13 protein-coding genes are annotated in these 14,969 nt (G+C 52.4%); 1 reads left to right on the top strand and 12 read right to left on the bottom strand.

All coding sequences use genetic code 11. The annotated features are described in order from the left end of the window. Positions 1-20 precede the first annotated feature (20 nt). The gene (locus tag Q4544_RS01635; RefSeq protein ID WP_303503541.1) at positions 21-1,181 is read left to right on the top strand and encodes an MFS transporter; all 1,161 of its coding nucleotides are present in this window, start codon (positions 21-23) and stop codon (positions 1,179-1,181) included. Here Q4544_RS01635 and Q4544_RS01640 read toward each other — a convergent pair. The 12 genes from Q4544_RS01640 to murC form a co-directional block, all read right to left on the bottom strand. After that, positions 1,178-2,866, bottom strand: coding sequence for a chloride channel protein (locus tag Q4544_RS01640; protein ID WP_303503543.1), 1,689 nt, complete (start codon positions 2,864-2,866; stop codon positions 1,178-1,180). The two genes, Q4544_RS01635 and Q4544_RS01640, sit on opposite strands and share 4 nt — an antisense overlap. Positions 2,867-2,998: 132 nt before the next feature. Beyond that, positions 2,999-4,648: a DNA repair protein RecN gene (gene recN / locus Q4544_RS01645; RefSeq protein WP_303503545.1), complete on the bottom strand. Its 1,650-nt coding sequence runs from the start codon at positions 4,646-4,648 to the stop codon at positions 2,999-3,001. 40 nt (positions 4,649-4,688) lie between these two features. Beyond that, positions 4,689-5,543, bottom strand: coding sequence for an outer membrane protein assembly factor BamD (locus Q4544_RS01650; protein WP_303503546.1), 855 nt, complete (start codon positions 5,541-5,543; stop codon positions 4,689-4,691). Positions 5,544-5,649: 106 nt separating this feature from the next. Beyond that, positions 5,650-6,576 carry a UDP-3-O-acyl-N-acetylglucosamine deacetylase gene (gene lpxC, locus Q4544_RS01655; protein ID WP_303503548.1) on the bottom strand — a complete coding sequence of 309 codons (927 nt, stop codon included), beginning with the start codon at positions 6,574-6,576 and terminating at the stop codon, positions 5,650-5,652. Positions 6,577-6,782: 206 nt separating this feature from the next. After that, positions 6,783-8,432 carry a cell division protein FtsZ gene (ftsZ, locus tag Q4544_RS01660; RefSeq protein ID WP_303503550.1) on the bottom strand — a complete coding sequence of 550 codons (1,650 nt, stop codon included), beginning with the start codon at positions 8,430-8,432 and terminating at the stop codon, positions 6,783-6,785. Positions 8,433-8,813: 381 nt separating this feature from the next. After that, positions 8,814-10,148 carry a cell division protein FtsA gene (ftsA, locus tag Q4544_RS01665; RefSeq protein ID WP_303503551.1) on the bottom strand — a complete coding sequence of 445 codons (1,335 nt, stop codon included), beginning with the start codon at positions 10,146-10,148 and terminating at the stop codon, positions 8,814-8,816. Next, entirely contained in the window at positions 10,149-11,018 is an 870-nt protein-coding gene (locus tag Q4544_RS01670; protein ID WP_303503553.1) for a cell division protein FtsQ/DivIB, read from the bottom strand. Then, the gene (locus tag Q4544_RS01675; RefSeq protein WP_407063021.1) at positions 11,006-11,920 is read right to left on the bottom strand and encodes a D-alanine--D-alanine ligase; all 915 of its coding nucleotides are present in this window, start codon (positions 11,918-11,920) and stop codon (positions 11,006-11,008) included. The genes Q4544_RS01670 and Q4544_RS01675 overlap by 13 nt, the downstream gene beginning before the upstream one ends. Positions 11,921-12,077: 157 nt before the next feature. After that, a complete protein-coding gene (gene murB / locus Q4544_RS01680) occupies positions 12,078-12,995 on the bottom strand; it encodes a UDP-N-acetylmuramate dehydrogenase (RefSeq protein ID WP_303503557.1) in 918 nt (305 codons plus the stop codon). 10 nt (positions 12,996-13,005) lie between these two features. Beyond that, positions 13,006-13,308, bottom strand: a complete 303-nt coding sequence (locus tag Q4544_RS01685; protein ID WP_303503560.1) for a hypothetical protein — start codon at positions 13,306-13,308, stop codon at positions 13,006-13,008. Next, positions 13,305-13,553 (bottom strand): DUF2484 family protein, encoded by a 249-nt coding sequence (locus Q4544_RS01690; protein ID WP_303503562.1) that lies wholly within the window; start codon positions 13,551-13,553, stop codon positions 13,305-13,307. Before Q4544_RS01690 ends, Q4544_RS01685 begins: the two co-directional genes overlap by 4 nt. Positions 13,554-13,571: 18 nt before the next feature. After that, positions 13,572-14,969 carry a UDP-N-acetylmuramate--L-alanine ligase gene (gene murC, locus Q4544_RS01695; protein ID WP_303503564.1) on the bottom strand — a complete coding sequence of 466 codons (1,398 nt, stop codon included), beginning with the start codon at positions 14,967-14,969 and terminating at the stop codon, positions 13,572-13,574.

Raw genomic sequence — 14,969 nt, forward strand, 5'->3', positions numbered from 1 at the left:
GGAAAACATTGGATTCAAACGTGTCAAAGAAAAACCCAATCGCTTTGATTTTGGTCCTTTGGGCAGCAGGTCTGGGCGCAGCTGGCCAGTTTGCAAAAGTATCGGTGTCGTTCGAGGCCTTGGGTTCTGTTTACCCTGTCTCTGACACATACCTTGGTCTGATTGTTTCGGTCATCAGTGTGATGGGAATTATTTTTGGACTGACGGCCGCACAATTCGTTTCCTCGATTGGGTTTCGAAAGATGCTACTTGGCGCGCTGTTTTTGGGCGGAGTTTTGTCAGCAATACAGGCTACTTTGCCGCCCTATTGGGTTTTGATGCTATCGCGAACGCTTGAGGGCATAACGCATCTTGCCATCACAATTGCCGCACCAACTTTGATCGCTGTTTTGTCATCTGCGCAGAACCGCGCGTTCTTTATGGCGCTTTGGAGCACCTTTTTTAGCGTCGCATTTGCGACGATGGCTTGGTTTGGCCCCCAGGTCATTCAGGCGTTTGGTCCTGGTTCATTGTTTGCTCTGCATGCGGGTTATATGGCCGTCATTGGGGTGGTACTTTACTTTTGGTTGCCCAAGCACGCAGTAGCGACGCAAGCAATGCCAAGTGCCTCTGAAATTATTCAGCGTCATATTCGCGCCTATAGGTCCCCTCGGGAATTTGCACCGGCATTGGGTTGGCTTTTTTACACGTTAACCTTTGTGTCTGTTCTTACGCTTTTGCCGCCTCATGTCACAGAGGCACAACGGACCACATTGATCCCCTTGCTTCCGCTTGCGAGTATTGTCAGCTCTCTGACGGTTGGCGCATTGCTGTTACGTATTATCCAAGCGTATCGACTTATTCAGATTGGTTTTGCAATTGGTGCCGCAGCCGCAATCGCTTTGTTGATGGGGATCGCCACGCCGATCGTTTACATAAGCCTCTTTGCGGCCCTTGGTCTTGTTCAATCCTCTAGCTTTGCGGCTATTCCACAGCTCAATAAAACTGCAGACTCTCAAGCGCTCGCAAATGGTGGCATGAGTCAAATGGGCAACCTTGGGAATTCACTTGGAACCCCTATCATGCTGGTTGTCATAGGCTGGCACGGGTTTCCTGGTCTGGCAGGCATGTTATTGGTTTGTTTCTTGGGGGGAATTCTGGCGCACAGCATTCTTGCCCAACAAAGACTCAAGCAGCTTTAAGAATGCTCTTCAGCAGCCGTTGCAGCGAGCGCTTTGTTAATGGCTTTCAGGGCATCGACATGATGAACCACACCTAAAAGCTTTGGCGCCTGCCCCTCACCCGTCAACTGAACCACGGGGATAAACGACACATTCGGCCGTTCGAACAAGGGCATGACAGCTTCTAATGTCGCCTGAGGGTCAGCATAGATGCCTTGTTCAATCAAGTTCCAACACATCTTTTCAGTCGCGTTATCGTCTTTTGAAATGTCAGCAACAAAGTCGCTGACTTTGGACAACCCTAACAAATACGCCTGTGGGCCTGCAGCCACGTGTTCGTCCCGTCGTTCAAGCTGCGTTAGGAAAAACGATCTATCGACAAGGCGTGACCCGAGGGCAGTAGATATGGAAACTGTAACCATTACGGCCAATCCGGTCTGCCAGTCTCCGGTTAGTTCAAACACGATCAAGGTTGTCGAAATCGGAGCACCTAATACTGCTGCCGCGACGCCACCCATGCCAGCCAGTGCATATAACGTATGTGACCCAGATATTTCTGGAAAAATCGGTGTGGCAATCAATCCAAAGGCCAACCCAGTCAAAGCGCCGACCATCAAAGCCGGTGAGAACACGCCGCCGCCCATTCGACCCGCCATTGTGATGGAAACCGCAATGACTTTGAGCACCACGAATACAATGGCCTCATGCAATAGAAGCGTGCCCTTCAGAGCGGCTGAGGTCGTCTCGTAGCCGACACCAATGATGTGTGGGTACCAGATCGCTAAAAGGCCCAACAAACCCCCAGCAATGGCAGGACGCATCCACCGCTTTAACCCCAGGTGAGACATTATGAACGTGCCCATGTCGTCAGCCCAGAAGATTGTCCACATTAGGAAAACCGCAGCTAGCCCACATACCCCACCAAGCATAAGAAACGCTGGCAACTCTTGATAAAAGGCCAATGCGGATTCGACCGGTAGAACAAATTCGGTAACGTCCCCATAGGTAAGTCGGCTGATCACAGTGCCTGCGACGGATGCAATCGCGATTGGCGCAAAAGCGTGAACGGCAAAGTGGCGAAGGATCACCTCTAGGGCAAACAATGCCCCCGCAATCGGCGCATTAAAGGACGCAGACACCGCCGCAGCGACGGCGCAGCCAAGCAAATCGCGCCCAGTCACGCCGTTTGCACGGATTTTCTCGCTCACCCAACTGGAGATGACCGCCGCAAGGTGAACAACAGGGCCTTCGCGGCCAGTGGAACCGCCGGAACTCAACGTAATGAGAGAGGCGAGTGCTGAGACAAAACCTTCTTTGATCCCAACGCGGCCCTCGTTTAGTGCAGCGCCGCTGATCACATCAGCAGGCCCGAATGCACGCGCGTCTTTCGTGAACCGGTCTAACAATAACCCGACAAGAAGACCGCCCGTGATGGGAATGAAGAGTATCCAATACCAAGGCAAAGTTTCGGCAAAGCTATGCAGGCGATTGATGTTTTCGGTGCCATAAAGCGATGACTGCAGCCACTCGATGCACTTTCGAAAAATGACGGCTGCGAACCCAGAAACGATGCCAATGAGCAAGGCAATGACCCAGAATTGAAACTGGCTGGGGCCACGTTTCAGCAGGACTTGCCAACCATCACGGCAAGCAACGCCAGCTTGTCGCGCACTATCGACCAAGAAGGAACCAAGAGGATGAGCCATAACACCCGTTTTTCGTCTATTTCATCCAGCTTTATGCCCTAGAAGCAAAAGACGAAAGCCTCTGAACCTGAAGAGACGATAACTTTTTGAAGTGGTACGCTTAAGTCACCTATAACCAAGCCGTTTCGAGACTTAGCCTGCCAACAAAGCCTTTGCAGCGCCGCGCGCTTGATCAGTTACGCTATCGCCGGAAATCATGCGCGCAATTTCGTCAACACGTTGGTTCGCATCCAAGGGCACAACCGTTGATAGCGTCAGCCCGTCATTCACGTTCTTTTCGACACGCCAATGATGTGCGCCTAAGGCAGCAACTTGCGGGCTATGTGTGACAACAAGAATTTGGCCCTGTTCAGCCAGCGCAGACAGGCGCCGCCCAACGGCATCAGCTGTTGCACCGCCTACACCTCTGTCGATCTCGTCAAAAATCATGGTGGTTTCGCGATCATCCCCAGTCAGGCAAACCTTTAGTGCCAAAAGAAACCGGCTAAGTTCGCCACCTGAGGCAATTTTTGCAAGCGGGCCGGATGGTGCGCCTGGGTTTGTCGCGACTGTAAAAGAAACGGCATCAAGACCATGCGGCCCCGCTGGCTCTTCTGTAATTTGCGTTGTAAATACCGCGCGCTCCATTTTCAACGGAGCAAGTTCAGCCATGACAGAACGGTCCAGTTCCAAAGCAGCGGCCTTGCGAGATGCGCTGAGCCTCTCGGCCTGTGCACGATAGGCTGCTTCAGCGATATTCAACGTATTCTTAAGCTCTGCAATCTGCCCCTCGCCCGCATCCAACGCGGCCATTTTTTCGCGCAGCTCATTTGCGAAGGTACCAAGTTCGTCCGGCGCTACATTATGCTTCCGTGCAAGACCTCGAATTGCAAACAAGCGCTCTTCGCATTGCTCCAGATCCAGTGGATTGAAATCCAAATTCTCTAAGCAACGCTCGACACCTGATGTTGCCTCGTCCAGTTCCGCCAGAGCACGGCCAAGTGCGGCCAACGGCGCATCAAGTTGACCTTCGAGTGACGCAGCGGCCCCTTCAAGCCAACGCAGAGCATCGCCCATAGTGCCCTCGGCACCCTTTAGCCCAAGGGCGGCATGGGCATGATTTACGTCTTCTCGTACCCGCTCTGCCGCTTGCATTGCACGTCGCTGAACATCCAAATCGCCCTCTTCGCCGGGCTGTGGGTCTAGTAAATCAAGTTCAGACACAGCATGACGCAAGAATTCTTCTTCGGCTTGAACGGCTTTCAATGCGGCTTCTGCAGCTTGCAGCGCTTTTCGGGCCCTGCTCACGTCATTCCAGAGAACACGTGTTTCTTCACGCACCCCTTCCAACTGAGCAAATTGATCCAACAAATCGCGGTGACCTTTGGGATCAAGCAGGCCACGGTCGTCGTGCTGTCCGTGAAGTTCGACAAGTGTTTCAGAGAGCGCTCTTAGCACCTCGCCAGAACAGCGCCGATCATTAACCCATGCCGTTTTTCGCCCATCTTTACGGTTAATCCGGCGCAACATCAGTTCGCGACCGCCGGGTAACCCAGCTTCTTCTAAGATTGCGTGTACGGGATGGGAGTCTGGCAAATCAAATTCAGCAATGACTTCGCCCTGCTCCGCGCCATTGCGAACCAATTCAGCCCGCCCGCGCCAGCCAAGAACAAAGCCTAAGGAATCCAACAAAATGGATTTACCCGCGCCGGTTTCACCAGTCAAAACATTCAAACCCGGCTGAAAATCAAGTTCCAGCCGGTCGATAATCAACATGTCTCGGATTTCTAGCGCGCGCAACATTAGTAAAGCACCGCCTTACACTGGCCCAAAGCCCACATGTTTATAGCCATTTGCCCTTAACGGTCTGACGGTACACCTGAGCAAGCCAGCCGTTCCCTTTGACCTTTGGCTGCAGGCCACGGCCTGTTAGCAAGCGATAGCTGTCTTCATACCAATCGGTTGACTGGAAGTTATGCCCAAGTATGGCGCCAGCTGTCTGTGCCTCGTCAGTTAGACCAAGCGATAGATATGCTTCGACCAAACGATGCAACGCTTCTGGCGTGTGGCTCGTGGTTTGGAAATCTTCGACGACAACGCGGAACCGATTGATCGCTGCAGGAAAACGATCGCGCTTTAGATAGTAGCGTCCGATTTCCATTTCTTTGCCCGCAAGGTGGTCAAAAGCGAGATCAAATTTCAATACGGAAGACCGCGCATATTCGCTGTCTGGATAGGTCTCAATCACTTTACGCAGGGATTGCAACGCTTGGAACGTCAGGCCTTGGTCCCGTCCGACTTCGTCAATCTGATCGTAATAGCTGAGCGCCAACAAATACTGCGCATATGCGGCATCATCATCTTGTGGGAAGAAGTCGATATAACGCTGTGCTGCTGACCGGCTGTTTTCGTAATCTTGATCACGGTGGTAGGCAAATGCCTGCATGATCAAAGCCCGTTTCGCTAGTTCTGAATACGGATACAGGCGTTCTACTTCAGAAAAGTAAAAGGCGGCATCATCCGGTTTATTCCGTTCGAGTTCAAATTCACCTCGGCCGAAAATTTGCTCTGCTGAGAAATTCTCTAACGGAACGGATCCGAACAACTTTTGATCTGCGCCACCGCCGCTACAGCCTGCGAGGACCGCTGCGGACAAAAGTGCAGCAACTACAATCTTGCGAGAGTCGCGACGCGCCATTCTGCTCTACCTTCTTGACTGTCTTCCTGAGGCAGCACCTCTTCCAAAGCTGTTAACACAGTTTTTTCCAAGGCAAAACGTCTTTGGAGAGAATTCGTGGTAAACCTTACGCTACAGCTGGCATTTCTGCCATTCGAACGCCTGCCCCAGGCAGACGAGCCGCTGTTTCTGGAGAACATTCGATAAATTTGTAAGCTGTCGGATCAGACAAAAGCGCGCGCAATAGCTTATTGGTCATTGCATGCCCTGAACGGTGCCCAACGTAACGACCCAGAATTGGCGCACCCGCTGTATAGAGATCACCCAACGCATCAAGCATCTTGTGGCGTACAGGCTCGTCCGTTTGACGCAGCCCCAATTCACCACTTTCGATACGTGCACCATCAAAGACAATCGCATTCTCACCAGGAATACCGCCAAGCGCCAAGCCATGAGATTGCATATATTCAACATCTGCACGGCGGCAGAATGTACGGCAATTGCTCAACTCGCGTACAAATGACCCATTCGCCATATTCAGTACACGGTGCTGCACGCCAATTGCTTCGTCATCAAAATCAATTTGGAAGTCGATTTCTAGATTCTCTGCTGGATGCAATTCAGCCCAAGCGTCATCGCGCTCTACTCGAACCGATTTCAAAACTTGGATGGCGCGGATCGGTTGACCTTGGTTTGCAAGGCCACATGCCAATATGGATTTCACGAATGCTGCACTGCTACCATCCATAATTGGAACTTCTGGGCCATCTATGCGGATCAACACATTGTGCACACCGCACCCTGCAAGGGCCGCCATAATATGCTCAATCGTAGAAACGGAAACCCCGGAAGCGTTTACCAATTTGGTGCAAAGTGGAGACTGCTCTACAATATCCCAACGCGCGGGTAACATCTGATCGCCTTCAAGAAGATCGGTGCGCTGGAACCAAATCCCATATCCCGCCGAAGCAGGTTCCAATGTCATGCGTACAGGTTTGCCAGAGTGCAAACCAACACCAACAAAGCGAATTGAAGATTTGATCGTATTTTGCAAATTCAGCCCCAAACAAAGCGCCCGCTACTTTGGACGCCTGTTAGCCCTAAAGTTTGTCGGGCAAATACACAATTCAAACATTGTAACGGACTGAAACATCCCGATTCCAGCTCGGCAAAAGCCCGCCTAATTCGCGCTAATGCATTGATTAAAAGGAAAAAGGGCCGCCAAAATCGGCAGCCCTTTGTCGTGATATATTCGGCGTATTAGTTCGCTTGACGGCGAAGGAACGCTGGAATTTCGATGCGCTCTTGCTCTGGATCTGCTGCTGGAGCAGGTGCAGGCGCTTGTTGAACGCTTGGCTGTTGACGTGCAGCAGGTTGCTGACGCGCCACTGGTTGCGGCGCTGCCTCACCAGAAGTGCCGGTCATACGATTGATCAAAGAGTTAATACCAAAGCGTGGCTTCTCTTCGACTTGCTCTGGTTCCTGCGGTGCAGGTGCAACAGCCTGACGAGGCTGAGCTGCCGATGGCACTTTGCCAACTGCGTTACGCAAACGTGCCATTGCTTCTGGCGATGGTGTGCCAGGCGCAGGAGCTTTTGGTGCAACGTAGCCTTCGACTTCATCTTCGTAGTACTCTTGGCGCGGCTGGAACTGAGCAACCTGAGGCTGGTAAGCCGGAGGAGGCAGATCATCTTGCGCCTGTACAGGAGCTGGTGCTTGCACTGGAGCTGGCGCTGGTTCGTTGAAGAACGCTTCTTTTTGCTCTTCTGAAACTGGCTTTGACGCATCCATTTCGCCAAACAAGCTAGGCTCTTGGGTTGCAACAGGCTCTTGCGCGACTGCAGTTTCCGCAGCTGGCGCCGGAGCAGTTTCTTCCATTGCAACAGATTGCTTCAGAGGCTCAGAAAGCTTGCGACGAGGAACTGGAACATCGCTTGTCACTGCTGCCGCATCGATACCAGTCGCAACAACGGAGACACGCATGCCACCTTCGAGGTCGGTATCCAAAGTAGAACCAACGATGATGTTGGCATCTGGATCGACTTCTTCGCGAATACGGTTCGCTGCTTCGTCGAGTTCGAACAATGTAAGGTCGTGACCACCAGTGATGTTGATCAGAACGCCTTTTGCGCCACGTAGACTGATTTCGTCCAGCAGTGGGTTTGCAATGGCTTTTTCTGCCGCTTGGATCGCACGATCTTCGCCACCAGCTTCGCCGGTGCCCATCATCGCCTTGCCCATTTCGTCCATTACGGCGCGAACGTCAGCAAAGTCGAGGTTGATCAGACCAGGACGAACCATAAGGTCAGTCACACCCTTCACACCTTGGTACAGAACATCGTCTGCCAGTGCGAAGGCTTCGGTAAATGTTGTTTTTTCATTCGCCAACCGGAAGAGGTTCTGGTTTGGAATGATGATCAGTGTATCCACAACCTTTTGCAGTGCTTCAACACCGGCTTCCGCCTGGCGCATCCGCTTTGCACCTTCGAATTGGAAGGGTTTGGTGACAACACCAACGGTTAGAACACCTAGCTCGCGTGCTGCCTGAGCGATGATTGGCGCTGCACCTGTCCCAGTGCCGCCCCCCATGCCCGCAGTGATGAAGCACATGTGTGCGCCCGCGAGGTGATCTACGATTTGTTCAATGCTTTCTTCAGCAGCAGCTGCACCTACAGCAGGACGCGCCCCAGCGCCCAGACCTTCGGTTACTTTCACACCAAGCTGAACGCGATGTTCAGAGTTGTTTTGCTGCAATGCTTGCGCATCTGTGTTGGCGACGACAAAGTCTACGCCTTCCAGTTGTTGAGCGATCATATTGTTGACCGCGTTACAACCGGCGCCCCCGACACCGAATACGGTAATACGAGGTTTTAGTTCTTCCTGTTCAGGAAACATCAAGTTCAGTGCCATAAGAGCGTCCGCCTGTCATTATATCCCGCTACAGCGGGTATTTTTCTCCTACTCTTCCACATTATTAGCGAATGCAGATGGAACCGTCACGTCCAAAAGCGAAGTTATCCACAAATTGTGGACAAAATTTTGCCTCATTCCGCGGCATTTCGCCGATGAGACCATATATTGGGGAATTTGGGGGTAGCGCACACAACAAACGACATCGGACCACCCGTTGTTAGGGTCGTCGGATTCTACTGATTCACTTTCGCGGTAAACCTGCTCGGCCTACCAATTGCACCTTAAGGCGATGCTTGAAAGCTACCTTAAATCATTCTTTTCTATCTGTCGATGCGCGATACTCCGTTGTTAACTTTTGGTTAAAAAGTAATTCTACAGCTACCAATTGGCCTTGAACCAACGAACGGCCCGCCGAAATGACTTTGCGCCTTGACGTTCAACCGGCAAATCAAAGTCCCAGCATTCATCCTGTGGACGGGTTGCAAACAGGCACATACCCACAGATGAACTAAAGCCCGGCCCTGTTGTCGCTTGTGGCAATCCATGAACCCGCATTGGACGCCCAAGGCGCACTTGCTGACCAAGAATACGGCTGGCCAATGTATCTAGACCGGGAATTTGGCTCGCGCCGCCGGTCAGGACGATTTTTTGGCTTGGTAGATGTTCAAACCCGGCTGCATCTAATCGTGCACGGGTCTCTTCTAGGATCTCTTCCATACGAGGACGAATAATCCCGATCAACTCTGCGCGGCTGACAGACCGACGGTCATGTTCCCAATCACCGGTATCACCGCCGATGTCGATCAACTCACGATCGTCCATACCGGTCGCATGAACGCCACCATAAAACGTCTTAATCCGCTCGGCAGTCGCCATTGGAACTTGCAGCCCCATAGAAATATCGCTGGTGATATGATCACCGCCCATGCGCACACTGTCCGCATAGATCATGTGCTTTTTCATAAAGATCGAAATGCTGGTCGCGCCACCACCCAGATCAATACATGCCGCACCTAATTCTTGCTCATCTTCGACCAAGGCAGATAGGCCGGACACATAGGCCGAGTTCGCAATTCCGGCCAGTTCAAGATCGCACCGCTTAATACAATGCGCCAAGTTCGCGACAACGGAGGCATCCACCGTCAATAGGTGCATGTCGCAAGTCAGCTCGTGACCGATCTGCCCGCGTGGGTCAGCCAAGCCTGAACGGTTATCCAACGCAAAGTTCACCGGATGCGCGTGAAGCACCTCGCGACCTTCGCCATAGTTTGGCACATCGCAATTTGCTAAAACGCGCGCGACATCTTGTTCGCTTACAACGTTATCTTCAAGTTCCACATGACCATCCAAGCCATAAGAACGCGGCTCTGCACCAGAGAAACATGCAATCACGTGATCAACACGGATTTGCGCCATTTTCTGAGCGGCCTGTACGGCGGTTCGGATCGCACGCTCTGTCTCTTGCATGGCAGAGATTTCGCCAAATCGCACACCGCGCGACCGGGTCGATGCGGCACCAATCACTCGGAAGCCACTTTGCCCAGCTAATGATCCGACGCCATCAACGTCACGAAGGTGCTCGTCACCATCAAATCGAAGAACCAAACATGCAATCTTGGATGTCCCCACATCCAAAACGGCAACCACTCCACGCTGCATTGCTGCTTTGCGCATGGCGCGCATCGCGCGCTGGGATTTGTACAGCTCAAACATTTACTCGTGCCCCACTCGGATGTCTCGGATGCGCCACCAGGCTTCAACCGAACGTTCTGCTATTCTTATTGTTGGCCGGTCGCCTAGGCGCATATCAATAACGCTTAGATCTCGTTCCAGCATCTCTTGGACTTGGCTTAATGCCGCAACACGTTCCAGCGCGGTCTTTGCGCCCACTTCGGGCAGCATAATGCGCTGGTCGCGATCTAGGACAACATCCCAACGTCGTTCGCCAACACGAACCAAGCCGCGGACACGCTTGGCCAATGGTCCAGCGGCACGCATCAAACCGATCGCCTCGGTCGCTTTCGTATCTGCGCCCTCACCTGCCATAACCGGCAAATTTGCATATTGCTCACGTGATGCCGCCTGCGCCACAACGAAGCCTTCGGCGTCGACAAGGTGCAACCCGTCACGCATCCTCCATAGGATGACAGGCTTACGTTCCTCAACATTTACCTGCAAAACGCCGCCAGGACGAACACGCAAGGTCGCCGACTTGACCGGAGACAAGCCTGCGACCGTCTCTTTCATCATATCCAGATCAAGATCAAAGCTGCTGACCGGAAAATCGACGGGTAGGATTTCACGAATATCGTCGGCGACACCTGCGCTTGCACCATCAATTGACATGGCCTGCACCATGAATTCCGGGCGTTCGACGATACTCGTGCGTACGTCGTCGATAACCATATTGATATTATCGCGCCGATCTTGGTCAGAGAACCAAATCGCAGTGCCCAATGCGGCTACGCCGAAAGGCAAGACAACTCGCATTCCGAACCGAAACAAGGGGGTCAGCATCATACGCTGGTAACGATAAGACAAACGTGACGGAGCTGGATCTGCGCGCTGATTTACCGGTTGCATGATGCATCCTCCACCAGCCAACGGCACAGTTCGGTAAATGAAATACCGCAGGCCTGCGCTTGTTCCGGGCTAAGGGACGTTGGCGTCATGCCTGGTTGCGTGTTGGTTTCAAGCAATATCAGGCCTTCTAGGCCACGCTCGTCATCCCAACGAAAATCTGTACGGCTGATGCCACGACATCCTAACAGTTTATGGGCACGCAAAGAGTAATCCATGCATGCGTCAAAAATTTCTTGTGGAATGTTTGCTGGCACAACGTGGCTTGAGCCACCTTCCGCATATTTCGCGTGATAGTCATACCAACTGTCGGTCACGATGTCTGTGACAGTTAAGGGCTTATCCCCCATCACCGTACAGGTCAGTTCGCGGCCAGCCACATAGGCTTCGACCATCAAGTCTTCGGGTAATTCGGGTGCGAGCGTCGGTGGGCCATTGGCCGCTTCGCGCACAATATAAACGCCGACAGAAGACCCTTCGTTGTACGGCTTTACAACATAAGGAGGCGCCATGACGTGGCGCGCTTCAATATCGGCACGAGATGCAATGACGCTGCTAGCAATTGGCAGACCTGCAGCGCGATAAGCGCTTTTGGTTTTTTCTTTGTCCATCGCCAATGAAGACGCCAGAACACCAGAATGCGTGTAGGGAATGTTCAGCCACTCAAGCAGGCCTTGAACGCAACCGTCTTCGCCCCAGCGACCATGCAAGGCGTTAAAAACAACATCCGGTTTAATCTTTTGCAGCTTTGACGCGAGATCACGGCCAGCATCGACCTCGATCACATCAAATCCACCATCCCTCAAAGCAGCGGCGCATTCACGCCCTGATGACAAAGAGACCTCGCGTTCAGCCGAGGGCCCTCCCAACAGTACCGCCACTTTCGGGGTTGCCCTGCTCGACATACCCACTCCAGCGCCTCAAATCTTAGGCCTTTTTGGCCTTTTATTATCGCCCCTTTTTCGGGGCCTTTTCAGTGACTGATTTGACCGAGTTCTTCGGATCATGCCACCCTTAATTATTATTGCGCAAACATAATATTTCGCACTTGGATCGAAAAACCTAAAATTCGCCGACCCGTTTGATTTCCCACTCTAACGTTATTCCGCTATTCTCGAAAACCCTTTTTCTGACTTCCTCGCCAAGGTTTTCTAAATCTGCGGCAGTTGCGCCACCGGTGTTGATCATAAAGTTTGAATGCATCTCGCTCATTTGCGCCCCGCCGATTTGCGCGCCACGCATTCCAGCGTCGTCGATGACCTTCCACGCTTTCAAGTCATGCACATCATCCGCATTGCCTGTACTTGAAAAACCCGCTGGGTTCCGAAAGGTACTGCCCGCGCTGCGGTCTTTGGTGGGTTGCGTTGCGTCTCGTTTCGCAAGCTGCTCGTCCATGCGGGCGGCGAGCTCTGCCGGATCGCCAGAAACACCATCAAACGTCGCCTCAACCAGAACCCAGCCTTCTGGCAGATCAGTTTGGCGGTATTGAAAGTTCAGGTCCCTTGCTGTCAACGTCACAAGTTCACCAGAACGCGTGACGGCCTTTGCCTCGACAAAGACGTCAGCAATATAAGAACCATAGCAGCCCGCATTCATGCGAACCGCACCTCCGATAGCGCCGGGAATGGTGCGCAGGAACGTCAAATCGACACCTGCTTCGGCTGCTTTACGTGCCACGTGCGCATCCAATGCTGCCGCACCTGCAGTAACGCGGTTACCTTCTATCGAAATACTATTAAAGCCACGCCCCATGCGGATCACAACGGCGCGCAAGCCGCCATCACGTACGATCAAGTTGCTTCCGACACCCATCGGAAACACATCAACCGTTGCATCCAACGCAGACAAGAAGCCCTGTAAATCAGCTAGGTCCGCGGGCTGAAACAAAACATCCGCAGGTCCGCCAACACGTAGCCATGTCAAATCAGACAGCATACGGTTAGGCGTCAGCTTACCATTCACAGCAGGCAGGTTGATCATGAAAGAACCCTTAGTTGTTCGCTTTGGATCTAATCTTGGAAATGCGCCAGTTAACCAGCGCGCCAAGCCCTGCCCCAATAGCCAAGCCAATCAGCGGCGGCAACAGGGCAGCAATCCAAAAAAGGAATAAGCGGAAACTGCTCCACCCATCAAGGATTTCAGACCAAACAAAAACGCCAATATTCATCCCGCCAAACAAAGCGACGAGTATCAGGATTGAACGCCATGCATTGCGTTGCGTCAGGACGAACGCGGCAATGGCCAAAAGCATTGCAAGCGTACCACCAATGAGGAGCAATCCATCAGCATTCATATGCCGAGTTTCCCACGCGCCCAACGCGATAAGTAAATGACAGGCCAGCGCATAACCCACATGGCGCCTAGCAATAAGAGGCCCGCCAGCATCAGGCCGTGATCTATAAAGACCCAAACCAATATTGGAATACCTACGGCAATCATCGCGTAGGCAAATTTCCAATGGTTGTCTTTGCTAGGAAACATAGCGCGCACGTTCGCTGCAACCATCCAAATCAGTGCTGCAATTACAGAATACGTCACGCAATGCTCTCCCTTGAATTACCGACTTAGGCGTTCAGGTAACCCATTCGCCCAAGAGCTGATTGTACCAGCGCCTAGACAAACCACAATATCGCCGGGTCTTGCTTGCTCACGCACAAGCCGTTCCAAATCATCTTCAGAAACAATGGCGCGCGCATGACGATGACCGTGGGCAATCAGACCTGCAACTAAATCATCACGCTCAGCACCCTTGATCGGCTCTTCGCCGGCAGCGAAAACCTCGGCGATTGCAACAACGTCGGCTTCATTAAAACAGGTACAGAAATCTTCAAACAAGGTGGCAAGTCGACTGTAACGATGTGGCTGATGGACAGCGATCACGCGACCTTCGCTTGCTTGACGTGCGGCTTTCAGAACCGCTGCAATTTCTACAGGGTGATGACCGTAATCATCAATAATTGTTACGCCATCTACTTCGCCAACTTTGGTAAATCGACGGTTTACACCGCCAAACTTTGACAGCGCTTCGCGAATTTCTTCGGATTTCATACCCAAGTGACGGGCAATGGCAACAGCACTAAGGGCATTTGAAACGTTGTGATCGCCCGGCATCGGCAGACTGCAACCTTCGATAACCGCGTCTTCGTTTTGCAATGCAATGTCAAAATAGGCCACGCCTGCTTTGTACGTCAGATTAACTGCACGCACATCTGCCTGCGTATTAAATCCGAACGTCACGACACGGCGGTCTGTGATCTTACCGACAAGCGCCTGTACTTCTGGATGATCCGTGCAACAAACGGCCAACCCGTAGAAGGGGATATTGGATACGAACTCTTGAAATCCGGCTCGCAGCGTGTCGAAGTCACCCCAGTGTTCCATATGCTCAGGGTCGATATTTGTTACAATCGCGATTGTCGCTGGAAGCCGGTTGAATGTGCCATCGCTTTCATCGGCCTCGACAACCATCCACTCGCCATCGCCGACGCGCGCATTTGAATCGTAGGCGTGAATAACGCCACCGTTGATCACAGTCGGATCAAAGTTCCCGTGATCCAAAACGGCAGCGACCATCGTCGTCGTTGTTGTTTTGCCATGCGTGCCAGCAACCGCAATGTTCGATTTCAAGCGCATCAACTCGGCCAGCATTTCAGCACGGCGCACAACGGGAAGCCCGCGAAGGCGCGCCTCGTCTAATTCGGCATTGCCCGGCTTGATCGCCGAAGAAATCACGACCACTTCCGCAACTTCAAGGTTTTCAGCTTTTTGGCCGATAAAAATCGTTGCGCCCATTTTGGCCAATCGCTTTGTGATCTTGCTTTCTTTCAAGTCAGATCCCTGAACCACATATCCATGGTTCAACAAAACTTCGGCGATCCCTGACATACCAATCCCGCCAATCCCGACGAAATGGATAGGGCCAACGTCGCCCGGAAGTTTGGTTGCAGCGTTCAT

It is taken from the genome of Cognatishimia sp. 1_MG-2023, assembly GCF_030548175.1.
In the GTDB taxonomy this organism is placed as follows: domain Bacteria; phylum Pseudomonadota; class Alphaproteobacteria; order Rhodobacterales; family Rhodobacteraceae; genus Cognatishimia.

Coding starts and splice junctions, on each gene's coding strand:
- Q4544_RS01640 (WP_303503543.1), bottom strand. CDS start 2,866: ATGGCTCATCCTCTTGGTTCCTTCTTGGTCGATAGTGCGCGACAAGCT.
- murB (WP_303503557.1), bottom strand. CDS start 12,995: ATGATCAACCTGCCTGCTGTGAATGGTAAGCTGACGCCTAACCGTATG.
- Q4544_RS01675 (WP_407063021.1), bottom strand. CDS start 11,920: ATGTCGAGCAGGGCAACCCCGAAAGTGGCGGTACTGTTGGGAGGGCCC.
- murC (WP_303503564.1), bottom strand. CDS start 14,969: ATGAACGCTGCAACCAAACTTCCGGGCGACGTTGGCCCTATCCATTTC.
- Q4544_RS01670 (WP_303503553.1), bottom strand. CDS start 11,018: ATGCAACCGGTAAATCAGCGCGCAGATCCAGCTCCGTCACGTTTGTCT.
- ftsZ (WP_303503550.1), bottom strand. CDS start 8,432: ATGGCACTGAACTTGATGTTTCCTGAACAGGAAGAACTAAAACCTCGT.
- recN (WP_303503545.1), bottom strand. CDS start 4,648: ATGTTGCGCGCGCTAGAAATCCGAGACATGTTGATTATCGACCGGCTG.
- Q4544_RS01685 (WP_303503560.1), bottom strand. CDS start 13,308: ATGAATGCTGATGGATTGCTCCTCATTGGTGGTACGCTTGCAATGCTT.
- Q4544_RS01650 (WP_303503546.1), bottom strand. CDS start 5,543: ATGGCGCGTCGCGACTCTCGCAAGATTGTAGTTGCTGCACTTTTGTCC.
- ftsA (WP_303503551.1), bottom strand. CDS start 10,148: ATGTTTGAGCTGTACAAATCCCAGCGCGCGATGCGCGCCATGCGCAAA.